This window comes from Caballeronia sp. EK (assembly GCF_014384845.1).
Classification (GTDB): Bacteria; Pseudomonadota; Gammaproteobacteria; order Burkholderiales; family Burkholderiaceae; genus Caballeronia; species Caballeronia jiangsuensis.
Genome location: NZ_JACSUE010000006.1, coordinates 295,914 through 318,587, shown reverse-complemented (window position 1 = coordinate 318,587; position 22,674 = coordinate 295,914). Strand labels below are relative to the sequence as shown.

Here is a 22,674-nt window from a genome sequence, read left to right as displayed (position 1 = left end):
CGATGTCACAACGCAAGCTGTCTTTGTCCGCGCTGACGGTTCTCGAATTGACGCCGCCGCAGATGGTCGAGTGCGCGGCGCAGGCGGGCTACGATTTCGTCGGCCTGCGGCTCTTGCCGGCGACCGATACCGAGGTACGCCATGAGATCGTCGGCGCGACGCCGTTGCGGCGCGAAACGCTCGCGGCGTTGAAAGACACCGGAATCGGCGTGCTCGATGCCGAAATCCTGCGCCTCAAGCCCGATACGAACGTCGCCGATTACGAGCCGATGCTCGAAACCGCCGCGGCGCTCGGGGCGCGCTACGTGCTCGTCGCGGGCAACGATCCCGACGAGGCGCGCACGGCCGACCGGCTCGCGGCGCTCTGCGATCTCGCGAAACCGTATGGCTTGTCCCCATCGCTCGAACCGATGCCCTGGACCGACGCGAAAGACATCGTGCAGGGCGCGCGCATCGTGAGGGCGGCAGGGCGCGCGAACACGGGCCTGATCGTCGATCCGATTCATTTCGACCGCGCGGGATCGTCGACAGAAACGCTGCGCGAATTGCCGCGCGAATGGTTCGGCTACGTGCAGTTCTGCGATGCGCCCGCCGAGCGTCCGGCCGATCTCGACACGCTGCTTTATCAGGCGCGCGCCGAGCGCATGATTCCGGGCGAGGGCGGGATCGATCTCGCGGGCATCCTGCGCGCGTTGCCGGACGGCTTGCCGCTCTCGATCGAAGTGCCGATGAACCAATGGGCGACGACCGCGAACGCGCTGACTCGCGCGAGGCGTCTGCGTGAGGCGACGCTGGCGGTGCTTCAGGAGACCTACGCCGAACATTGATGCGTGCCGGTTGAATTCCGAGGTGGAATCGTGTTCTACTCATGCCGCATCGGAACTTCGAGAGACTGAAAGATGGCAGGAAACCTTGAGCGGGCGTTGTCGATCATCGAGTTGCTGGCGAAAAACGGCGGGCGGATGCAGCTCGCCGCCATCGCCGATACGCTCAACATTCCGCGCAGCGGCACGCACCGCCTGCTCGCGATGCTGATCGACGAAGGCTATGTCCGGCAGGACGAGGATCACGGCGAGTACATGCTCGCGCTGAAGCTCGTGTCGCTCGCGCTCATCTATCTGTCGACCGGCGGCGTGCTCGATGTGTCGCAGCCGGTGCTCGACCGGCTCGCCGCGCAGTCGGGCGAACTGGCGCGGCTCGGCGTGGTCGAGGGCGATCACATCACGTTCGTCGGCAAGGCGCAGGGCGCGAAGTCCGGGCTGCGCTACGACCCCGACATGGGCAGCCAGCCGCCGCTGCATTGCACGGCGAGCGGGCAGGCGTGGCTGTCGTCGCTCACGGACGAGGAAGCGCTCGAACTCGTGTCGAAGCAGGGCGGCCTGGGCAAGCCGGGCGCGGGCGGTCCGAAGGCGCCGAAGACGATTGCGCAATTTCTCGCGGACCTGCAGGCGGCCCGCGAGCGCGGCTATGGGATCGCGAGCGAAACGTACGAGGCCGGCATGACGTCGATGGCCGCGCCGATTCATCATCCGGTGACCGGTGTGGTCGTCGGGGTCGTGAGTCTCGCCGGGCCGACGAGCCGTTTGCCCGACGCACGGCTGAAGGAGCTTGCGCCGGCGCTGCTGGAAGCGGCATCGGACATGGGCGCGGCGACGTTGAGTTCGCCTTATTTCAAGCGGCCGGTGGTGAAGACGGAGGAAGCGGTTGCGGTGGGGAAGGTGAAAAGGAAGAACGTGAACACTATTTGATGCCACACGCAATCGGCCGGACGGACGAGGTGACGGGCGGGAAACGCCTGCGTTATCATCGTTTTCACTATGAAACGAGAATTTGAAATGCCTACTCCACTTGATCCGATCGTCTCCGAATTCGCCACTGTTGAGGAAGCGGAAGCTTATGACCAGTGGTTTCGGGAGAAAGTAAGACGCTCGATGGCGGATACGCGGCCGCGCGTGCCGCATGACCAGGTGATGGCCGAAGTGGAAAAGATCATCACTGAGGCCGAGAAACGTCACAAGTCGAGGGCCGCTTGACGTTCCAGATTGTTTGGACTCAAACCGCGCGCCTCGACCTCCTGCAGATCATCCGTTATATCGCCGAACGCAACCCGTCCGCTGCACGAGCAATAAAGAGCGCGATTGAAGCAGCACCGCAATCTGCTGCGATCGCACCCTACCTATATCGCAATGGTCGTATTCTGGGGACTCGTGAGATTGTCGTTCACCCGAATTACATCGTCGTTTACGCGGTAATGACAGACCGCATCGAAGTGCTGAATGTGCTGCATGCAAGACAATGCTATCCGTTCGAATGAGTGACGGTCGCAGTGAGTCAGCACTTGACGCTGACGGATAAGACACCCCATCCCCCGCTCCTGCACTATCCTCCACAGATCAAGCCCACACGAGGCCGATCATGAACGCGGCGCCCATCACCACGTCCCTGCGCGAAATCGATGACCTGCCGTCGCCGCGCGGCCTGCCGCTCCTGGGTAACCTGCATCAGTTGCCGCCCGCCACGCACCATCTGACGCTCGAACGCTGGGCCGCCGAACTCGGCACGCCTTACGCGTTCCGCTTCGGCACGACGCCCGTCACGGTCTGGAACGACATCGAACTGTCCCACGCCGTGATGCGCGAGCGTCCGCATCGTTACCGCCGCTATGCGCCCATCGAAAATATCCTGAAGGAATTCGGCTGCAACGGGCTTTTCTCGATCGAGGGCGCGGCCTGGGAGCCGCAGCGCCGCCTCGTGATGCAGGCGCTGTCGATTCCCCACATCAAGGCGTTTTACCCGACGCTCGCCGCGATCACCGAGCGGTTGCGGCGGCGCTGGGAAGCCGCGGCGCGCGAGGCGCGCGTGGTCGACATGACCGACGATCTAAAGCGCTTCACGGTCGATGTGACGAGCGCGCTCGCATTCGGCGAAGATCCGAACACGCTGGAAAACGAGCGCGTGCTGATCCAGGAGCAACTGGCGATGCTGCTGCCGATGCTGATGGCGCGCGTGAACGCGCCCTTCGCCTACTGGCACTACGTGAAGTTCCCGCGCGACCGCAAGTTCGATGAAGCGCTGATCGACGTGCATCGTCACATCCGCGAACTGATGGCGAGAGCACGCGCCCGCATGCGCGAGGAAGCGGCGGCCGAAGCGTGCGCGACGCCGCTCGGCGAGACGCCCCACGCGCCGCGCAATCTGCTCGAAGCGATGCTCGCCCTGCGCGATGCGCCCGACTCCGGCATCACCGACGACGAAGTCGCCGCCAACGTGCTGACGATGCTCGTCGCGGGCGAGGAGACGACGGCGACGTCGATCGCGTGGGCGCTGCTCTTTCTCGGCTCCGACGATGCGCTGCAGACGCGCGTCGCCACATCCGCGCGGCGTGTGCTGGAAGGCTCGACGGTGTGCCCGAGCTATGGCGCGATGCGCGAACTCGACCTGTGCGAAGCGGTGTGCACGGAAGCGAGCCGTCTGCATCCGGTCGCGCCGTATCTGTCGTTCGAACCGCTCGAGGAAGTGCGGCTGCAAGGGGTGCGCTTGCCCGCGGGCACGAAGATGTTCATGCTCAACCGTCCCGCGATGATGGATCCGAACAACTACGCCGATCCCGGGCATTACGATCCCGACCGATGGCTGCACGACCATCGGCATGAAAGCGCATCACAGCGCGGCGCGCATGAACCGCGCGCTTATCTGCAATTCGGCGCGGGGCCGCGCGTGTGTCCGGGGCGGCATCTGGCAGCGGTGGAGATGCGCCTCGTCGTGTCGATGCTGACGGCGAACTTCACCGCCCGGCTCGCCACCAATCCCGCCGATATTCGCGAAGTCTGCACGTTCACCGCGGTCCCGAGCGAAATGCCGATGCGTCTCGCCCTGCGATAACGCGTCAGCCCGCGTCCACCGCATCGGCGGCGGTTGACGATGGCGCCGGTACGCCGCCGCCCGTCGCCATCCACAGCACTTCGGCGTCTTCCTCGCTTGTCGATATGGCCGCGTGGCCGGTGCGGCTGTCGAAGTAGATGCTGTCGCCGGCATTCAGATGCGTCGGCGCGTAGAGTTCGGAGTAGAGGCACACGCTGCCGCTCATCACGTACAGAAATTCCTCGCCTTCATGACGGCCCCAGTCGTCGAAAGCATCGAGCGTATGCGCCGAAATGCGGATGCGAAACGGCAGCATCGCCTTGTGCGCGAGTTCCGTTGCGAGCAATTCCATCTGATAGCCGCGATACGCGTGGCGCTGCCCCTCGTCGCGGCGCGTGAGCGCGCGCCGGCCGCTCGCGTTCGGCGCGGGCGCCGTGCCGAACAGTTCGGCGAGGTCGATCTGCAGCCCGCGCACGATTTTCTGGAGTACGTCGAAAGTCGGCGACATCAAGCCGTTTTCGATTTTCGACAGCGCCGAGCGCGATACGCCGCAAAGCCGGCTCGCGGTTTCGAGCGTCAGATCATGCGCGAGCCGTGCGCGTTTCACCCGGCGTCCGAGATCGGATGCGGATTGTTCGGGCGAATTTTTCGTGCTGGGGCTAGGCATAGGAGAATCGTTTTGTTTCCGATCATAACATCGCGCGAGCGCCGCCAGAATGCGGAGCGACGCCGCGAAACAACCCGAATCTACCGCCGCAAAAGGCCGCCCGCATTGGTGACAACCCCAATATTGTCCGCTGTTGTGAGCGGCGGCGGCAGCGCGTATAGTGGCCGGACTTACGAAAGTTTCTTATCAGAAACTTCGATCTGAAGAACGCAGCGCTTCAAAAGGACTCCCATCGTGAACGCACAATCGATTCTTTCCGACCTCGGCATTGCGAGCCTTGTCACCGATGGCGACATCGCCGTGACTTCACCGATCACGGGCGAAGTCATCGGCCGGGTGAAGCAGAACACCACCGCCGACGTCGATGCCGCGCTCGGCGCCGCGCGCACCGCGTTCGCCACGTGGCGCAACGTGCCCGCACCGCGACGCGGCGAGCTCGTGCGTCTGCTCGGCAACCGTCTGCGCGAGAAAAAGGAGGCGCTCGGCCGCCTGGTGTCGCTCGAAGCGGGCAAGATTCTTCAGGAAGGCTTGGGCGAAGTGCAGGAAATGATCGACATCTGCGATTTCGCCGTCGGTCTCTCGCGCCAGTTGTACGGGCTGACGATCGCGTCCGAGCGCCCCGGGCATCGGATGGCGGAGACGTGGCATCCGTTCGGCGTGTGCACGATCATCTCGGCATTCAATTTTCCGGTCGCGGTGTGGTCGTGGAACGCGGCGCTCGCGCTCGTGTGCGGCAATGCGGTCGTGTGGAAGCCGTCGGAGAAGACGCCGCTCACCGCGCTCGCCGTCGATCGCATTCTGCGCGACGCCATCGAGGAATTCGGCTCGGCGCCGGCGGGCCTCGCGTCGGTGATCATCGGCGGGCGTGAAGTCGGCGCGGCGCTCGTCGCGGACAAGCGCTCCGATATCGTCAGCGCGACGGGCAGCACGGAAATGGGCCGCAAGGTCGGCGTCGCGGTGGCGGAGCGTTTCGGCCGCTCGATTCTCGAACTGGGCGGCAACAACGCGGGCATCGTCTCGCAGACCGCGAATCGCGATCTCGCGCTGCGCGGCATCCTGTTCTCGGCGGTCGGCACGGCGGGACAGCGCTGCACGTCGCTGCGGCGTCTTTTCGTGCATGACAGCATCTACGACGAAACCGTCGCGCGCCTGAAAGATCTCTACGCGAAGGTGCCGGTCGGCAATCCGCTGGAGCCGGGCGTGCTGATGGGCCCGCTCATCGACGCGCAGGCATTCGCGCGCATGCAGGACGCGCTGGAGCAGGCGAAGGGCGAGGGCGGCAAGGTGTCCGGCGGCGAGCGCGTCACCGTGAAGGGCCAGGAAAACGGCTACTACGTGCGCCCGGCGCTCGTCGAAATGCCGTCGCAAACGGATGTCGTGCTGAAGGAAACCTTCGCGCCGATCCTCTACGTGATGCGCTACTCCGACTTCGATGAAGCCATCGCCGCGAACAACGCCGCCGCGCATGGTCTGTCGTCGTGCGCGTTCACGACGGATCTGCGCGAGGCGGAGCGCTTCCTGTCCGCGTCGGGCAGCGATTGCGGCATCGCCAACGTGAACATCGGGCCGAGCGGCGCGGAGATCGGCGGCGCATTCGGCGGCGAGAAGGAAACCGGCGGCGGACGCGAATCGGGCTCGGATGCGTGGAAGGCCTACATGCGCCGCGCGACCAACACGATCAACTACTCGTCGGAATTGCCGCTGGCGCAGGGCATCGACTTCAATCTGAGCTGAGGGCGATGTGAGTTCAAGCGTTGTCATCGTGGGCGGCGGGGTGATCGGCAGTTCGGTCGCGTACTTCCTGCGCGCATCGGACCCGACGGTGCAGGTGACGGTGATCGAGCGTGATCCGACTTACGCGCGCTCCTCGTCGGCGCTGTCGGCGGCATCGATCCGGCAGCAGTTCTCGACACCGCTTTCGGTGCGCATGTCGCTCTTCGGCATCGACTTCCTGCGCTCGATCGGCGAACGGCTCGAAGTGAACGGCGAACGTCCGTCGATCGATCTGCACGAAGGCGGCTATCTCTTTCTCGCGACGCCGGCGGGCGCGGCGACGCTGCGCGAGAACCACGCGCTGCAACGCGAACTCGGCGCGGACATCAGCCTGCTCGATGCCACGCAACTGCATGCGCGCTTTCCGTGGCTCAACACGGACGATCTCGCCGCGGGTGCGTTCGGCGAAAGCGGCGAAGGCTGGTTCGATGGCTACGGACTCGTCCAGGCACTGCGGCGCAAGGCGCAGTCGCTGGGCGCGCGCTATGTGACGACGGAAGTCGTCGGGATCGAACGCGAAGGACGGCGCGCGAGCATTGTGCGCGCGGCCAACGGCGAAACGTATCCGTGCGATGTCGTCGTCAATGCGGCGGGCGCGTGGTCGCGCGCGATCGCGGCCATGCTCGGCATCGACATTCCGGTGTACGCGCGCCGGCGCAGCATCTTCAACGTATCGTCGCCGGCGAAGCTCGAGCGCGCGCCGTTGCTGATCGATCCGACCGGCGTCTATTTCCGTCCGGAAGGGCGCACGTATATCTGCGGCACGTCGCCCTCGGCGGACAACGATCCCGACGACCTGCCGCTCGACGAAGTCGATCACGCGCTCTTCGACGATGTGATCTGGCCGACGCTCGCGCATCGCGTGCCGGAATTCGAGGCGTTGCGGGTGGAGCGTTGCTGGTCCGGCTATTACGAATACAACGTGCTCGATCAGAACGCGATCATCGGTTTCCACCCGGATCTGGAGAACTGCATTTTCGCGAACGGATTCAGCGGCCACGGCCTGCAACAAGGCCCGGCAACGGGACGCGGCGTAAGCGAACTGATTTTGCGCGGACGTTACGAGACGCTCGATTTATCGCCGCTGGACTGGACACGCGTGCTCGAAGGCCGGCCGATCATCGAAAAGAATGTCGTATAACTGATAGATGACCTGGAAACGCCGCATTCCATAACGGATCATTTAAGTCTGCCCGGTCTTTTGCACCGGGCATTTTTTTAGCTACGGAATAGACAGGCGGGTAGAAAACTGGCCGGAATGCGTTTCGAACGGGCATTCTTATCATCATCGTCACGCTTGCGTGCGAAGTCCATCAACGTAATCCACTAGGGCCACGGGCTTTCGATAAGCGCATTCTGGAACCATCGAGACGCTTTTTTCTTCGCGCTTCACAGAAAGGAGACAAAACATGGAAGCGAATACGAGCGCGCATTTCTATGCCTGGATCGACGACGGCGAACTGCCGCCGGACACGAGCGTTACTGTGTCGCATCGTTCCAGCCAGGTATCCGCGGCACCGGAATATGTCGCCGAAATTTGCGGACGTTTCGCAAAGACGGAAGAGGAAAAAAATTCCTGCGTGATTCGTGGTTATAACTGACGACTTAATGCAAGTGTTGCGCGCGTGACACGGTTTTTCACGGCGCACATAAAAGCGCATGAAAATGCGCACGGCGCTATTCATGAAGAAGCTTCATGAAACGCATAATGCCGGTTTAATCAAGCCGGCGTGGTGATTCTTGTGTGCGTTGTCAAACGGAAATAACCGTTGATTTGTAAATAGAACCCGCCGTGTGCGGGTTTTTTCATGCACGGCGCATTCTGCAAGGCGTTCGATCCGTTCGGCAGTCCGCGCCCGGCGATGGCACAATCGCTCGCAAACGCACGCAATCAGGAGCAGAAGTGGCGAATCTGGATCTGGACAATCCGTTTCTCGAAGCGCTCGGCGCGACCTTCACCGAATGGCACGCGGGCTATGCCGAATTCACGATGCCGATCCAGGCGGGACATCTGAACCGGCAGCGCATCCTGCAGGGCGGCGCGATCGCCACGCTGCTCGACGCGGCGTGCGGCTACGCGGGCCTTTTCACGATGGGCGACGCGCCTGTGCACGGCTTCACGCTCTCGCTGACCGTGAACTATCTCGATCGCGGCACCGGCGACAAGGTCGTCGCGAAAGGCTTTCTCGAGCGGCAGGGACGCTCCGTGTACTTCGCGCGCGGCGAGGCGTGGGTCGACGATCGCGTGATGATCGCGAGCGCGCAAGGCACGTTCAAATACGCCCGCTGATTCCGGCACGTCCGCCGATGGCCACGCGAAACCTCCTCAGACGCCTCGATCTCACGACGCTGCAGCTCTTTCTCGCGGTGTTCGAGGAGGGCACGCTCACGCGCGCGGCCGAGCGCGAGTCGATCGCGGTGTCGGCGGCGAGCAAGCGGCTGCTCGAACTGGAGCAGGCCGTTGGCGCCGTGCTGTTCGAGCGCAAGGCGCGCGGCATGCAACTGACGCCCGCGGGCGAAACGCTGCTTCATCACGCGCGGCGTGTGTTGCGCGATGTCGAGAACATCGGCATCGAACTCGCCGAACATGCGAGCGGCGTGCGCGGCTATGTGCGGATGATGGCGAACCTGTCTGCGATCGTCGAATTCCTGCCGGAGGATTTGCGCGCATTTTCGTCCGTGCACGACCAGATCAAGATCGATCTCGAAGAGCGGCCGAGCGGCGGTATCGTGGAAGGCGTGGCGGACAGTCTCGTCGATCTCGGTATCTGTTCCGGCGATGCCGACACGCGCGGACTCGAAAGCGCGCATTACCGTCATGATCGGCTGGCGCTCGTCATGCCCGGCGATCATCCGCTGGCGCGGCGCGAGAGCGTCGCGTTCGCTGAGACGCTGGATTTCGATCACATCGGCCTGCATTCGGCGAGCTCCATCAATATGCGCACGCATCTCGCGGCGCGACAGGCGGGGCGTGCGCTGCGGCTGCGCATCCATGTGCCCGGTTTCGATGCCGTGTGCCGCATGGTGCAGGCCGGCATGGGCGTGGGCGTGCTGCCGTTGCAGGTGTTTGAAGCGATGGGCCGTCAGCTCGGACTTGCGGCTGTGCCGCTCGATGACGAATGGGCCGCGCGTAGTCTCGTGATCGTCGTGCGGGATTCGGACGCGCTCTCGCCTGTGAGTCGGTTGCTGTTCGAGCATTTGCGGACCGTCGAAGCGCGGGGGTAGGGGTTGTTGTTGGGACTTTTGCTGGTTGTTTTTCGCTGGGTCCCGTTTTCTTAGTGGTCTATTAGCACTGCCCCTCCCCGGGGCGGGGGTCACTTTCTTTGCTGCTGCAAAGAAAGTAACCAAAGAAAGCAGCTCGTTTAAGCCCGCGGTCACACGCAGTTTGGCCATGCTTGCCAGCCGCCGGTGGCACTCGCCTAAGTGTCGCCCCCAAAGGACTTACCGGGCTTGGCTCGCGCACGGTCTGTCGCTGCAAATGTCTTGGCGCGCTGGTTCAGGACGAAATAGCTTCGGCACAGCGCTACGCGCTGCCGTTGGGTCTGCAAGGGAAACCATCGGTGTACGCGGCGCATTGAGATAACGGCATTGGCAAAAAAGCCCGCGCCGACCCGATTGACCGGTCGGCCGCGAAGCGGGCCGGAGCTATTTGGTGCTGAACCAGTCAGTGAAGCGGCGCGAGGCGGCAGACCGTGCGCGAGCCAAGCCCGATTGGGCCTGTGAGGGCGACACTTAGGCGAGGGCCACCGCGGGCTGGCAAGCATGGCCAAACTGCGTGTGACCGCGGGCCTAAACGAGCTGCTTTCTTTGGTTACTTTCTTTGCAGCAGCAAAGAAAGTGACTGCCGCCCCGCACAGGGGCAGTGCTAATAGACCACCAAGAAACCGGGATCCGGCGAACGGCCACACGCATTCGGAAAAAACACGCCCCCCACCGACCGTTCGCATTCCACGAACGATCCTTGCCGAAATGCGGTTGGACGCCCACGAGCGTTCGCCAATAAGCTTGTCTCCACAGTACAAATCAGGAGACAGGCACCATGAGCGGACCCCTTCAAGGCATTCGCGTCATCGAAATCGGCACGCTGATCGCAGCGCCTTTCGCGGCGCGCATGCTGGCCGAGTTCGGCGCGGAAGTCATCAAGATCGAAGCGCCAAACAGCGGCGATCCCCTTCGCAAATGGCGAAAACTGCACGAGGGCACGTCGCTCTGGTGGTATCTGCAATCGCGCAACAAGAAATCGGTGTGCGTGAATCTCAAGTCGCCCGAAGGCGCGGACGTCATCAAGCGGCTGGCCGTGGATGCCGACATCGTCATCGAAAACATGCGTCCTGGCGCGCTCGAAAAGCTCGGCCTCGGCTGGGACGTGCTGCACGCGATCAATCCCAAGCTCACGATGGTCCGCATCTCCGGCTACGGCCAGACGGGCCCGTATCGCGATCGGCCGGGCTTCGGCGCGATCGGCGAAGCGATGGGCGGCATCCGCTACACGACGGGCGACGCCGAAGGCCTGCCGGCGCGCGTCGGCGTGAGCCTCGGCGATTCGCTCGCGTCGCTGCATGGCGTGATCGGCGCGCTGATGTCGGTGTTGCGCGTGAAGACCGGTCAGGGCGATGGACAAGTGGTCGATGTCTCGCTCGTCGAAAGCGTCTTCAACCTGATGGAAAGCCTCGTCCCCGAATACGACCTGCTCGGCCATGTGCGCGAGCGCAGCGGCGGAGCGCTGCCGGGTATCGCGCCGTCGAATACGTATCGCACGGAAGATGGCGGCTTCGTCGTGATCGCGGGCAATAGCGATCCGATCTACAAGCGCCTGATGAACGTGATCGGCCGCCCCGATCTCGCCGACGATCCCGCGCTCGCCCACAACGACGGCCGCGTGAAGCAAAGCGCGATGCTCGACGAAGCGATCACCGCCTGGACCTCGCATCACTCCATGGACGACGTGCTCGCGACGCTCGAACGCGAGGAAGTGCCGTCGGGCCGCATCTACTCGGTCGCGGACATCGTCGACGATGCGCACTATCGAGCGCGCGACATGCTCTTGCAGGCGGACTTGCCGGGCGGCGCATCGGTGAAGATGCCCGGCATCGTGCCAAAGCTCTCCGACACGCCGGGCGAAGTGCGCTGGCAAGGTCCGGCGCTCGGCGAGCACACGCAAGCGGTGCTGGAATCGCTCGGCTTTCACGCCGATGAAGTGCAGCGGCTGCGTACCGAAGGAGCGGTTCAATGAATCATGCATACAAAGAACCACTGATCGTTCAGGAAGTCGCGCCGCGCGACGGCTTGCAGATCGAAAAGCAATGGGTCGAGACCGAAGACAAGATCGCGCTGATCGACGGACTGTCGGCGTGCGGATTCACGCGTATCGAAGCGGGCTCGTTCGTGTCGCCCAAGGCGATTCCTGCGCTGCGCGACGGCGACGCGGTGTTCAACGGCATCCGGCGCGAAGCGGGCGTGATCTATGTCGCGCTCGTGCCGAACGTGAAGGGCGCGGAACGCGCGCTCGCCGCCCGTGCCGATGAACTCAATCTCGTGATGTCCGCGAGCCAGACGCACAACCGCGCGAACATGCGCATGAGCTGCGAGTCGTCGCTGGCCGGGTTCGGCGATGTCGTGCGTCTCGTCGAGGGCGCTGCTTCGAAGGTCTCTTTGAACGCCACCGTGGCCACCGCGTTCGGCTGTCCGTTCGAAGGGCGCATCGACGAGGACCGCGTCGTGTCGATCGTGCGGAGCTATCGGGAAATGGGCATCGCCGGCATCACGCTCGCCGACACCACCGGCATGGCGAATCCGCGCCAGGTCGCGCGGCTCGTTACGCGGGTGCTCGAAGACGTGCCTGCCGCGGACCTGACGCTGCACTTTCACAACACGCGCGGCCTCGGCCTCGCCAACGTCCTCGCCGCCTACGACGCCGGCGCGCGCCGTTTCGATGCCGCGCTCGGCGGCCTCGGCGGCTGTCCGTTCGCGCCGGGCGCATCGGGAAACATCTGCACCGAAGACCTCGTGAACATGTGCGAGGAGATGGGCATTCCGACAGGCATCGATCTGCAGAAGCTGATCGCGCTGTCGCGCACATTGCCCGCGCTCGTCGGACACGAGGTATCGGGACAAGTCGCGAAGGCGGGACGCAATTGCGATCTGCATCCGGTGCCCGAGTACGTGCGGGCCATCTGATTCAAAGACCACAACAATATTGGAGACATTCATGAGCGATCTGAGCGTAAGCGCGGCGGACAAGCCGCAAACAACCGAAAACACCGCGGACATCATCCGCAAGGTGGCATGGCGGCTGATGCCGCTCATCATGCTGTGTTATCTCTTCGCGTTCTTCGACCGCATCAACATCAGCTTCGCGAAGTTTCAGCTACAAAGCACGCTCGGTTTCTCCGATACGGCTTACGGCCTCGGCGCGAGTCTCTTCGTGATCGGCTACGTGCTGTTCGAAGTGCCGAGCAACATGCTGCTCTACAAGGTCGGCGCACGACGCTGGATCGCGCGCATCATGATCTCGTGGGGCATCGCGACCGCGCTGATGGTGTTCGTGCAGACGGAGTGGCAGTTCTACGGATTGCGCTTCATCATCGGCGCGATGGAAGCAGGCTTCGCGCCGGGCGTGCTGTACTACCTGACGCTGTGGTTCCCGGCGAGCTATCGTGGGCGCATCACGTCGCTGCTTTTTCTCGCGTCGGCGTTTTCGGGTCTGGTGGGCGCGCCGCTTTCGGGTCTCGTGCTCGGTCATATGAACGGCGTGTTCGGCATTGCCGGCTGGCACTGGCTGTTCCTGTTGGGCGGCCTGCCTTGCGTGCTGCTCGGCGTGCTCGTGCTGAAGGTGCTGAAAGATCGCATCGATGACGCCGCGTGGCTCACGGGCGCGGAGAAGACCTATCTGAAGAGTCAGATTTCGACGCAAAGCCAGCATACCGACACCGGCCATTCGCTGTTCGGCGCGATCAAGACGCCTGGCTTCCTGATGCTCGGCCTGATCTACTTCCTGATTCAGATCGCGTCGTATGGCCTGAATTTCTGGGCGCCGCACCTGATTCGCGCGGCGGGCACGCAGAATCCGACGATCATCGGTCTCCTGACGGCGGTACCGTATATCTGCGGCGCGATCTGCATGGTCGTGGTCGGCCGCATGTCGGATCGCTCGGGCGAGCGCCGCAAGTTCGTGGCGATCCTGCTCGTGATGGCGGCGATCGGCTTCTTCGCGGCGGGCATCTTCGACAAGCAGACGACGCTTCTCATCGCCGCGTTGGGCGTGATGGGCGCGGGCGTGATCGCTTCGATCCCGGCGTTCTGGGCGCTGCCGCCGAAGCTTCTGACCGGCGCGGGCGCGGCGGGCGGCATCGCATTGATCAATACGCTGGGACAGCTCGGCGGCATCGTGAGCCCGGTAATGGTCGGCCGCATCCGCGACACGATGGGCAGCACGACGCCCGCGCTGTACGCGATCGGCGCGATGAGCGTGGTGTGCGCGCTGTTGCTGCTGTTCGGCTTGCCGCAATCGCTCAGGCAGCGCGATCATTCGGAGCACAAGGCCTGATGCAGCGCCTGCCTCGAATGTGAAAACGCCCGGCGCAACATTGCTCGTTCGCCGGGCGTTTTTTATCTGTGCCGCCTCAATCCTTCCACGTCCACTCACGAATCTCGTCGCGGTCGATGCCTTCCTCATGCGCATACCGCACGCTCTCGATGATCTGATTCTTGAGCCATTCCTTCGTATGCGCGGCGCTGCCGGCGATGCGCGGCACGCGGTCGATCACGTCGATCGCAAGCGTATAGCGGTCCACGCCGTTGATGATCGCGAGCTCGAACGGCGTGTTGATGTTGCCGCGCTCGCGATAGCCGTGCACGTGCATGTTCTCGTGATTCGTGCGGTTATACGTGAGCTTATGCACGAGCGTGGGGTATGAATGGAAGTTGAAGATCACCGGTTTGTCGCGCGTGAAGATCGAATCGAAATCGCGATGCGACAGGCCGTGCGGATGATCCGTGTCCGGCAACAGCCTGAAGAGATCGACGACATTGACGAAGCGGATCTTCAGATCCGCGCAATTCGCCTTCAGGATTTCGACGGCCGCGAGCGCTTCCATCGTCGCGATATCGCCCGCGCACGCGATCACGACATCCGGCTCCGCACCCTGATCCGTCGAAGCCCAGTCCCAGATGCCGATGCCCTTCGCGCAATGCACGATCGCATCCCGCATGCTCAGATACTGCAAATGCGGCTGCTTGTCCGCGACGATCACGTTGACGTAATCATGCGTGCGCAGGCAGTGATCCGCGACGCTCAACAGGCAGTTCGCGTCGGGCGGCAGATAGATGCGCACGACGCCCGGGCTCTTGTTCGTGACGACATCGAGAAAACCGGGGTCCTGATGCGTGAAGCCGTTGTGATCCTGACGCCACACGAGCGACGTGATAAGCAGATTGATCGACGGCACCGGCGCGCGCCAGTCGAGCTCGTTCTTCGCCTTTTCCAGCCACTTCGCGTGCTGATTGAACATCGAGTCGATCACGTGCACGAACGCTTCGTAAGTCGCGAAAAGACCGTGACGCCCAGTCAGCACGTAACCTTCGAACCAGCCTTCGAGCGTGTGCTCGGAGAGCATCTCCATCACGCGGCCATCGATGGAGAGCGCGCCGCCGTCGGCGTCTTCGGGAAGCGTTTTTGCGAGCCAGCGCTTGCCCGATGCTTCGTACACGCCGTCGAGCTTGTTGCTGGCGGTTTCGTCCGGGCCGAAAAGACGGAAGCTCGTCATGTTGCGACGGATCACGTCGCGCAGGAAGGTGGCGAGCACGGCCGTCGGTGACTGATAGACGCTCGCCGCGCGCTTGAACTCGAATGCGTAATCGCGGATATCGGGCAAATCCAGCGACCGGCGCAGCAGGCCGCCGTTCGCATGCGGATTCGCGCTGATGCGTCGCGTGCCTTCGGGCGCGAGCGCGCGCAGCGTCTCGATCAGGCGGCCGTCTTCATCGAACAGTTCCTCCGGCCTATAGCTGCGCAGCCAGTTTTCCAGCAGCGCGAGATTGCGATGATTGCTGGCCGGATCGGCGATCGGCACCTGATGCGAGCGCCAGAAATTCTCGACCTTATGGCCGTCGACTTCCTTCGGCCCGGTCCAGCCTTTCGGCGTACGCAGGACGATCATCGGCCAGCGCGGGCGCGTCACGTTTTGCGGATCGGCGCGCGCGTTCGTTTGAATGGCGCGGATCTCGCCGATGCAGCGTTCCAGCGTCGCGGCCATGCGCTGGTGCATCGTCGCCGGGTCGTCGCCTTCGACGAAATGCGGCGCGTAGCCATAGCCCTTGAAGAGGTCTTCCAGCTCGTCGTGCGGAATGCGCGCGAGGATCGTCGGATTGGCGATCTTGTAGCCGTTCAGATGGAGGATCGGCAGCACCGCGCCGTCGGTCGCCGGATTGAGGAACTTGTTCGAATGCCACGACGTGGCGAGCGGGCCGGTCTCCGCCTCGCCGTCACCGACGACGGTCGCGACGATCAGATCCGGATTGTCGAACGCCGCGCCGAACGCGTGCGACAGGCTGTAGCCGAGCTCGCCGCCTTCGTGTATCGATCCCGGCGTTTCCGGCGTGCAGTGCGAGCCGATGCCGCCCGGCGACGAAAACGCGCGAAAGAGTCTGAGCATGCCGCGCTCGTCGGCGCTGCGATCAGGATAGATTTCCGAGTAGTGGCCTTCGAGCCAGGCATTGGCGAGCGTCGCGGGCGCGCCGTGGCCGGGGCCGGAGACGAACAGCACGTTCAGGTCGTCGCGCCTGATCAGCCGGTTCAGATGCACCCACACGAACGACTGGCCCGGATCCGAACCCCAGTGGCCGAGGAGGCGCCGTTTGATGTGCTCGGGCCTGAGCGGCTCGCGCAGCAGCGGATTCGCGCGCAGGTAGATCATGCCGGCCGACAGATAGTTGCAGGCCCGCCAGTAGGCGTCGATGTTTGCGAGGAGGTCGGCGTCGAGGGGCGTTTCCGGAGGGGCCGTGCGAAGGATGTCGTCGTTCAATTGCGTCTCCTTGGCGAGTGGGAGGATTGGTCGAGCGTCGGGCGTGCGGATTCGCGCAAGACCGGGGCCTGCGCGTCGTTCAATGATCGGAAATGTTTGTGGCGTTATGTTGGCAAAGATGGTGCGGCGCGGGCCGGGCGCCGCGAAACATCATAAGGGCGCGTCATTCCATCGCGGCGAGACGCAGGTCGTGGTCCATCAGAAGCGCCCGGTTGTCATTCCACATACCGATATAGTGGACCATGAAGCTGTCCGGACGCCGATAGATCCACGGCGTGTTGATGTCGATGAAAGACGACACGTGCAAATCCGGCCGCTCCTCCAACGTCTGTACGAATCGACTCTGATCGCCCATGCTCGCGTAGACGTCGGACTTGTCTTCCAGTTTCGCGCACTCATCTATCACGCGTGCCAGGGCGTCGTAGTTTTGCTGATTGCGCTGAAAGCCCATGATGCCGGAGTTGAAGGCCCACGTTCCCGCATCGCGCGCAAGCACGATGTCGCGTCCGTGCGTGAAGGGTTCGAGCCGCTGGTTCATGTCGTTGATGAGCACGTCGGCGTCGATCCAGAATACCCATTGATGATCCGGCAGATACTCGCGCAGCAGCGCGGCCTTGAACCAGTTGCCGGAAGTCTTGCCGTCGTTCAGTTGCGCCGGGATGTCGCGATGGACGTAGAGCGTGTAGCCGTGACGCTCGCAGTAGCGCGTGAAGTTCGTCTCCGCGATGCGCCCGTAGTTCGCAACATTCGGCGTATAGAGCGCGACGAGCGCAATCGGCCGATTTGGCTGGACAACGCTGTGCGTCGACGCTTCGCGCACGCCGGTGTCGGCGAGCGTCATATAGGGCACGCCGCGCACGCGGCACTCGTTGATGTGCTCGATGAGCGCCGTGCGAAAGCGGCGATGCTGCTTCTCATCGCGAACGCTGATGGAGAACACCTTCCACCTGGCCCAGATGCTGTCGAGGTTGGACGCTGCCGGGAGGACGAAGTGCACATCATCGCCAACGCGATGCTGGAACGGGCATGCGGTGAACGCGTGCAGCAACCCGGCCTCGCGTTCCGGCAGCACGACCCCGAAACGGCAGCGCTCGACGAGATCCGCGACCTTCTCACGGATCGCCTGCGTGTTGCGGAACATGAGGACGTCGGTTTGCGGCAGTTCGGAATCAACGCAAACGATGAGCCAGTCGCGGCCCGCCATCATCTCAGGCAGCGGCATCGAGCGCAGGATGGCGGCGTTCTCGCTCAGCAACAGGACGATTTCGTTGGATTGGGCCTGCGCGAGATGGCGCAGAAGGGTTTCGTACTTATAGAGCCAGCGGGCGTGATCGCTGCTGCCGGACAGTTCGGAGAAGTCGATCTCGACGTGGCGATACCCGTGCTCGCGCGCATAGTGGCGATGGTTGACGAGCGTCGCGGGCGCGTGGTCGAAAAGAAGGCTGATGACGATCATGGAAGCTGTGAGCGAATGGGAAATTGCGCTTCGGCGCACGAGGTGGCGCCGCATTAAGAGCCGCTCGGGTGAGCGAACCGTCTAGCTTCGCCCGAAGACCGATTTGTCCGGATGGGAACTATCCGAAAACCGCACGCAGTACGCCATTTTTCAAGCACTCATAGAATGTCCGAATGATCCGAAAATCCGCTTCAGAGGCAGACGCCCTGCAAGGCTTCCATCCGGCCGTCGCCGGCTGGTTCCGCTCGCGTTTTCCCGCGCCGACCGCCGCGCAGGCGCGCGCGTGGCCGCTCGTCCACGCGCGCCGCTCGACGCTCGTCGCCGCGCCGACGGGCTCGGGCAAGACGCTCACCGCCTTTCTCGCCGCCATCGACGAGCTCGTGCGTGACGGCGTCGCGCTTGGCGGGACGCTGCCCGACGAGACGCGCGTCGTGTACGTGTCGCCGCTGAAGGCGCTGTCGAACGACATCCATGTGAATCTGGAGGAGCCGCTCGCGGGCATCGCGCAGACGCTGCGTGAAGCGGGCGTGGCCGCGCCCGAGATCCGCGCGGCCGTGCGCACCGGCGACACGACGCAGCAGGAGCGCAACGCGGTCAAGAAGCGCCCGCCGCATATTCTCGTGACGACGCCCGAGTCGCTCTACGTGCTGCTTTCGTCCGATTCGGGCCGCGCGATGCTTTCGACCACGCGCACGGTGATCGTCGACGAAATTCATGCGGTCGCGGGCAGCAAGCGCGGTTCGCACCTGAGCCTTTCGCTCGCGCGGTTCGACGCGCTGTGCGAGGACGCGGGCGGCGAGCGGCCGGTGCGCGTCGGTTTGTCGGCGACGCAAAAGCCGATCGAACTCGTCGCGAAGTTTCTCGTCGGCGAAAATGAGCCGTGCGAGATCGTCGATGTCGGCCACGTGCGCGCGCGCGATCTCGCGCTCGATATCCCGCCGATGCCGCTCGAAGCGATCATGTCGAACGATATGTGGGAGCGCGTCTACGACCGCCTCGCGGAACTCGCCGGGCAGCATCGCACGACGCTCGTCTTCGTCAACACGCGCCGCATGGCCGAGCGCGCGGCGCGGCATCTGACCGAGCGCCTCGGCAAGGAAGCGGTCGCGGCGCATCACGGCAGCCTCGCGCGGGAACATCGGCTGGAGGCGGAACAGCGGCTGAAGCGCGGCGAGTTGCGGGTGCTGATCGCGACGGCGTCGCTGGAACTGGGCATCGATATCGGCGATGTCGATCTCGTCTGCCAGATCGGCTCGCCGGGATCGATCGGCGCGTTCTTGCAGCGCGTCGGGCGTTCGGGGCATCACGTCGGCGGCGTGCCGAAAGGGCGACTTTTTCCGACCTCGCGCGACGATCTGATCGAATGCGCGGCGCTCGTCGATTGCGTGCGGCGCGGCGAACTCGACGCGCTGACGATTCCGCGCGCGCCGCTCGACGTGCTCGCGCAGCAGATCACCGCCGAAGTCGCGTGCCGGGAATGGGGCGAAGACGAACTGTTCGAGCGCATCACGCGTGCGTATCCGTACGCGACGCTCGACCGCGCGCATTACGAGGCCGTGCTGCGCACGCTCGCGGAAGGCTATACGGGCCGGCAGGGCGTGCGCGCGGCTTACGTGCATCGCGATGCCGTCTCGCGCACGCTGCGCGGCCGGCGCGGCGGCAAGCTGACGGCGGTGACCTCGGGCGGCGCGATTCCCGACAACGCCGACTTCTCCGTGATCCTCGAACCGCAGGGCCTGCAGATCGGCACGGTGAACGAGGATTTCGCGGTCGAAAGCCTCGCGGGCGACATCTTCCAGCTCGGCAATACGTCGTACCGGATCATGCGCGTGGAAGGCGGGCGCGTGCGCGTGGAAAACGCCAACGGCCAGCCGCCGAATATCCCGTTCTGGCTCGGCGAGGCGCCGGGGCGCAGCGACGAGCTTTCGCACGCGATTTCCCGTCTGCGCGCGGACATCGACGCGCGGCTCGATGACGGCGTGGATTCCACGGTTGCCTGGCTCACGGGGGAAAGCGGCATCGGAGACGAACCGGCGCGGCAGATCGTCGATTATCTGGCGCGCTCGCGTGCCGCGCTCACCGTGCTGCCGACGCAGGACACGCTCGTCATGGAGCGCTTCTTCGACGAATCCGGCGGCACGCAGCTCGTCATCCACGCGCCGTTCGGCAGCCGCGTGAATCGCGCATGGGGTCTCGCGCTGCGCAAGCGCTTTTGCCGCACGTTCAACTTCGAATTGCAGGCGGCGGCGACGGAAGACGCGATCGTGCTGTCGCTGACGGGCAGCCACAGCTTCGCGCTCGACGAAGTGTGGCGCTATCTGAAATCGGCGACGGCGGAACACGTGCTGATCCAGGCGCTGCTCGACGCGCCGCTGTTCGGCGTGCGCTGGCGCTGGAACGCGACCAATTCGCTCGCGCTGCCGCGCTACACCGGCGGGCGCAAGGTCGCGCCGCAACTGCAGCGCATGAAAAGCGAGGATCTGCTCGCGGCCGTGTTTCCGGATCAGGTCGCGTGCGCGGAGAACATCGCGGGCGAACGCGACGTGCCGGCGCATCCGCTCGTCGAGCAGACCATCGACGATTGTCTGCACGACGCGATGGACAGCGACGCGTGGCTCGAGCTTCTGCGGCGCATCGAAACGGGCGATGTGCGGCTCGTCACCCGCGAACTGCCCGCGCCGTCGCCGCTCGCGGCCGAGATTCTGTCGGCGCGTCCCTACGCTTTTCTCGACGATGCGCCGATCGAGGAACGCCGCACGCAGGCCGTGCTCGCGCGCCGCTGGACCGATCCGCGCTCGGCGGACGATCTCGGCGCGCTCGATCCCGAGGCGATCGCGAGCGTGCGCGACGAAGCCTGGCCCGACGTCACGAGCGCCGACGAAATGCACGAGGCGCTGACGACGCTCGCCTGCATCGCCGAGACCGAAGCGCAACGCAACCCGCAATGGCCCGCGTGGCTCGACGCGCTGGCTCGCTCCGGCCGCGCGACGCGCTTGCGGATCGCGGAGCACGACGCGCTGTGGACGCCCGTCGAGCGCCTCGCGTGCGTGCGCGCGGTCTATGAGCACGCGCCGATGCATCCCGCGCTGCAGCCGCCGCCCGGTTTCGACGACGCCTGGGCGCCCGACGATGCGCTCGTCGAGATCGTGCGCGCACGATTGTCGGGATTCGGACCGCTGACGGTGCCGGAGATCGCGCGCCCGCTCGCGCTGCCCGCATCGGCGATCGCGCTCGCATTGACGCGGCTCGAAGCGCAGGGCTACGTGATGCGCGGACGTTTCACGCCGGGCGCTCAAGCCGAGGAATGGTGCGAACGCCATCTGCTCGCGCGGATTCATCGCTATACGGTGCGGCGGCTGCGTCGCGAGATCGAGCCGGTCGAGCGTCAGGATTTCATGCGCTTTCTGCTCGAATGGCAGCGCGTCGCGCCCGAAGCGCATGGCGAGGGCCGCGACGCGCTGGGCGCCGTGCTGGAGCAGCTCGAAGGATTCGAGGCGCCCGCCGTCGCGTGGGAGGATGAAATCCTGCCGGCGCGCATCGCCGATTATTCCGGCATGTGGCTCGACGATCTCTGCCGCGCGGGCAAGCTGGTGTGGACGCGACCGGCGGGCCGTTCGCGTGCGTCGGGCGGCCCGGTGCGCGGCACGCCGATCGTGCTGCTGCCGCGCCGTCATCTCGATGCGTGGAACGGGCTGATGCGCCCGGACGAAGCGCCGCAGCTTTCGTCGCGCGCCGAACGCGTCTTCGACGCGCTGAAGGCTCACGGCGCGATGTTCTTCGACGAGCTGCTCGGCGACGTGCGGCTCTTGCGCACCGAGCTCGAAGACGCGCTCGGCGAACTCGTCGCGCTCGGGCTCGTCAACGCCGACAGCTTCGCGGGCCTGCGCGCGCTGCTCGCGCCCGCGGCGAAGCGCAACGCGTTCGCGCGTCGTCCGAGGCGCGGAGGCCTCTTCATCGGCGGAATGGACGATGCCGGGCGCTGGGCGCTCCTGCGCCGCGCGAAGCCCGACGATGCGCGCGAGGAAGGCGATATCGAGCACGTCGCGCTGACGCTGCTGCGGCGCTATGGCGTCGTGTTCTGGCGGCTTCTGGAACGCGAGGCGCAATGGCTGCCGCCGTGGCGCGACTTGCTGCGCGTCTATCATCGGCTGGAAGCGCGTGGCGAGATTCGTGGCGGGCGCTTCGTCGCCGGGCTGGCGGGCGAGCAGTTCGCGCTGCCCGACGCGGTGCCGCTCCTGCGCGACATGCGCAAGCGGCCGAAGGATGGCGCGTTCGTCGCGCTATCGGCGGTCGATCCGCTCAATCTTGTCGGCACCTTGCTGCCGGGCGAGAAGGTGCCGGCGCTCGCGGGCAATCGTGTGGTGTATCTCGACGGCTTGCCGGTCGGCGCGGTGGTCGCCGGCAAGACGCGCTATTTCGGCGATGTCGAAGGAGAAGGGCGCGAGCGTGTGCGCCTCGCGCTCGTCAAGCGCTCGGCGCGTTCGCTGGGTACGTCGTTCGGAAGCGGGATGACGGACACCGGCATACCGGTGCGCCATTGAAGCAGCGAGGGATGCGATCCCTCGCTATTGCCGACGTCACTTCTTCGTGACGATCTTGGTCGTGAACGGCCCGGTTTGCGCAGCCGGCACGTCCTTCACCGGCACGCCCGGATAATCGACGACACGATTCGTGTTCGACGCCGGCCGGATGCGAAACGACGCCCGCGAGCCCTCACGCGCGCCGCCGACGATCGTATGCATCGCCTGCCTGTCGAGTTCGACGCTGTCGGCGAGATCTCTGATTTTGAGGACGGCCATGGATGTTTCCTCCAGAATGGGGAGTCGTAGTCGAGTATAGACAATCCGCCCTGCCGCGCCGGACCGACTCCACGATCCGCGCGCCATACTTCGGTC

Annotated in this window: 18 protein-coding genes; 14 read left to right on the top strand and 4 right to left on the bottom strand. The window is 64.6% G+C overall.

Annotated elements, in window-relative coordinates; translation table 11 throughout:
- The first annotated feature begins 2 nt into the window (after positions 1-2).
- The 5 genes from IAG25_RS19950 to IAG25_RS19930 all read left to right on the top strand — a co-directional run bounded on the left by IAG25_RS19950 (position 3) and on the right by IAG25_RS19930 (position 3,882).
- Positions 3-827 carry a sugar phosphate isomerase/epimerase family protein gene (locus tag IAG25_RS19950; protein ID WP_187606387.1) on the top strand — a complete coding sequence of 275 codons (825 nt, stop codon included), beginning with the start codon at positions 3-5 and terminating at the stop codon, positions 825-827.
- Between the two features lie 72 nt (positions 828-899).
- Positions 900-1,748 (top strand): IclR family transcriptional regulator, encoded by an 849-nt coding sequence (locus IAG25_RS19945; protein ID WP_187606386.1) that lies wholly within the window; start codon positions 900-902, stop codon positions 1,746-1,748.
- An 87-nt stretch (positions 1,749-1,835) separates the two neighbouring features.
- Complete coding sequence (relB, locus tag IAG25_RS19940) at positions 1,836-2,033, top strand: type II toxin-antitoxin system RelB family antitoxin (protein WP_187606631.1); 198 nt, start codon at positions 1,836-1,838, stop codon at positions 2,031-2,033.
- Positions 2,030-2,314 (top strand): type II toxin-antitoxin system RelE/ParE family toxin, encoded by a 285-nt coding sequence (locus IAG25_RS19935; RefSeq protein ID WP_187606385.1) that lies wholly within the window; start codon positions 2,030-2,032, stop codon positions 2,312-2,314. Before relB ends, IAG25_RS19935 begins: the two co-directional genes overlap by 4 nt.
- Positions 2,315-2,415: 101 nt before the next feature.
- Entirely contained in the window at positions 2,416-3,882 is a 1,467-nt protein-coding gene (locus tag IAG25_RS19930; protein WP_187606384.1) for a cytochrome P450, read from the top strand.
- Between the two features lie 4 nt (positions 3,883-3,886).
- On the opposite strand, the gene IAG25_RS19925 is transcribed toward IAG25_RS19930, so the two are convergent.
- On the bottom strand, positions 3,887-4,528 hold the full coding sequence (locus IAG25_RS19925) for a helix-turn-helix domain-containing protein (protein WP_187606383.1): 642 nt from the start codon (positions 4,526-4,528) through the stop codon (positions 3,887-3,889).
- Between the two features lie 234 nt (positions 4,529-4,762).
- Between IAG25_RS19925 and amaB the strand changes: the two genes are divergently transcribed.
- The 8 genes from amaB to IAG25_RS19885 all read left to right on the top strand — a co-directional run bounded on the left by amaB (position 4,763) and on the right by IAG25_RS19885 (position 13,847).
- On the top strand, positions 4,763-6,262 hold the full coding sequence (gene amaB / locus IAG25_RS19920) for an L-piperidine-6-carboxylate dehydrogenase (RefSeq protein WP_187606382.1): 1,500 nt from the start codon (positions 4,763-4,765) through the stop codon (positions 6,260-6,262).
- 7 nt (positions 6,263-6,269) lie between these two features.
- Positions 6,270-7,442: an NAD(P)/FAD-dependent oxidoreductase gene (locus IAG25_RS19915; RefSeq protein ID WP_187606381.1), complete on the top strand. Its 1,173-nt coding sequence runs from the start codon at positions 6,270-6,272 to the stop codon at positions 7,440-7,442.
- Between the two features lie 268 nt (positions 7,443-7,710).
- Positions 7,711-7,902, top strand: coding sequence for a hypothetical protein (locus IAG25_RS19910; protein ID WP_035507395.1), 192 nt, complete (start codon positions 7,711-7,713; stop codon positions 7,900-7,902).
- Between the two features lie 302 nt (positions 7,903-8,204).
- Positions 8,205-8,591, top strand: a complete 387-nt coding sequence (locus IAG25_RS19905; protein WP_187606380.1) for a PaaI family thioesterase — start codon at positions 8,205-8,207, stop codon at positions 8,589-8,591.
- Between the two features lie 17 nt (positions 8,592-8,608).
- The gene (locus tag IAG25_RS19900) at positions 8,609-9,526 is read left to right on the top strand and encodes a LysR family transcriptional regulator (RefSeq protein ID WP_187606379.1); all 918 of its coding nucleotides are present in this window, start codon (positions 8,609-8,611) and stop codon (positions 9,524-9,526) included.
- An 814-nt stretch (positions 9,527-10,340) separates the two neighbouring features.
- Positions 10,341-11,534 (top strand): CaiB/BaiF CoA transferase family protein, encoded by a 1,194-nt coding sequence (locus IAG25_RS19895; protein ID WP_187606378.1) that lies wholly within the window; start codon positions 10,341-10,343, stop codon positions 11,532-11,534.
- Positions 11,531-12,478, top strand: coding sequence for a hydroxymethylglutaryl-CoA lyase (locus IAG25_RS19890; protein WP_187606377.1), 948 nt, complete (start codon positions 11,531-11,533; stop codon positions 12,476-12,478). The genes IAG25_RS19895 and IAG25_RS19890 overlap by 4 nt, the downstream gene beginning before the upstream one ends.
- A 31-nt stretch (positions 12,479-12,509) precedes the next feature.
- Positions 12,510-13,847 (top strand): MFS transporter, encoded by a 1,338-nt coding sequence (locus tag IAG25_RS19885; RefSeq protein ID WP_187606376.1) that lies wholly within the window; start codon positions 12,510-12,512, stop codon positions 13,845-13,847.
- A 76-nt stretch (positions 13,848-13,923) separates the two neighbouring features.
- Here IAG25_RS19885 and IAG25_RS19880 read toward each other — a convergent pair whose 3' ends face one another.
- Positions 13,924-16,323 carry a phosphoketolase family protein gene (locus IAG25_RS19880; RefSeq protein ID WP_187606375.1) on the bottom strand — a complete coding sequence of 800 codons (2,400 nt, stop codon included), beginning with the start codon at positions 16,321-16,323 and terminating at the stop codon, positions 13,924-13,926.
- Between the two features lie 163 nt (positions 16,324-16,486).
- A complete protein-coding gene (locus IAG25_RS19875) occupies positions 16,487-17,779 on the bottom strand; it encodes a hypothetical protein (protein ID WP_187606374.1) in 1,293 nt (430 codons plus the stop codon).
- Between the two features lie 173 nt (positions 17,780-17,952).
- Here IAG25_RS19875 and IAG25_RS19870 point away from each other — a divergent pair, with 173 nt between their 5' ends.
- Entirely contained in the window at positions 17,953-22,320 is a 4,368-nt protein-coding gene (locus IAG25_RS19870) for an Lhr family helicase (RefSeq protein ID WP_187606373.1), read from the top strand.
- A gap of 36 nt (positions 22,321-22,356) precedes the next feature.
- Here IAG25_RS19870 and IAG25_RS19865 read toward each other — a convergent pair whose 3' ends face one another.
- Positions 22,357-22,578 carry a hypothetical protein gene (locus tag IAG25_RS19865; RefSeq protein ID WP_035501985.1) on the bottom strand — a complete coding sequence of 74 codons (222 nt, stop codon included), beginning with the start codon at positions 22,576-22,578 and terminating at the stop codon, positions 22,357-22,359.
- Positions 22,579-22,674 lie beyond the last annotated feature (96 nt).

Coding starts and splice junctions, on each gene's coding strand:
- relB (WP_187606631.1), top strand. CDS start 1,836: ATGCCTACTCCACTTGATCCGATCGTCTCCGAATTCGCCACTGTTGAG.
- IAG25_RS19870 (WP_187606373.1), top strand. CDS start 17,953: ATGATCCGAAAATCCGCTTCAGAGGCAGACGCCCTGCAAGGCTTCCAT.
- IAG25_RS19890 (WP_187606377.1), top strand. CDS start 11,531: ATGAATCATGCATACAAAGAACCACTGATCGTTCAGGAAGTCGCGCCG.
- IAG25_RS19900 (WP_187606379.1), top strand. CDS start 8,609: ATGGCCACGCGAAACCTCCTCAGACGCCTCGATCTCACGACGCTGCAG.
- IAG25_RS19895 (WP_187606378.1), top strand. CDS start 10,341: ATGAGCGGACCCCTTCAAGGCATTCGCGTCATCGAAATCGGCACGCTG.
- IAG25_RS19925 (WP_187606383.1), bottom strand. CDS start 4,528: ATGCCTAGCCCCAGCACGAAAAATTCGCCCGAACAATCCGCATCCGAT.
- IAG25_RS19930 (WP_187606384.1), top strand. CDS start 2,416: ATGAACGCGGCGCCCATCACCACGTCCCTGCGCGAAATCGATGACCTG.
- IAG25_RS19910 (WP_035507395.1), top strand. CDS start 7,711: ATGGAAGCGAATACGAGCGCGCATTTCTATGCCTGGATCGACGACGGC.
- IAG25_RS19875 (WP_187606374.1), bottom strand. CDS start 17,779: ATGATCGTCATCAGCCTTCTTTTCGACCACGCGCCCGCGACGCTCGTC.
- IAG25_RS19950 (WP_187606387.1), top strand. CDS start 3: ATGTCACAACGCAAGCTGTCTTTGTCCGCGCTGACGGTTCTCGAATTG.
- IAG25_RS19885 (WP_187606376.1), top strand. CDS start 12,510: ATGAGCGATCTGAGCGTAAGCGCGGCGGACAAGCCGCAAACAACCGAA.
- IAG25_RS19945 (WP_187606386.1), top strand. CDS start 900: ATGGCAGGAAACCTTGAGCGGGCGTTGTCGATCATCGAGTTGCTGGCG.
- IAG25_RS19865 (WP_035501985.1), bottom strand. CDS start 22,578: ATGGCCGTCCTCAAAATCAGAGATCTCGCCGACAGCGTCGAACTCGAC.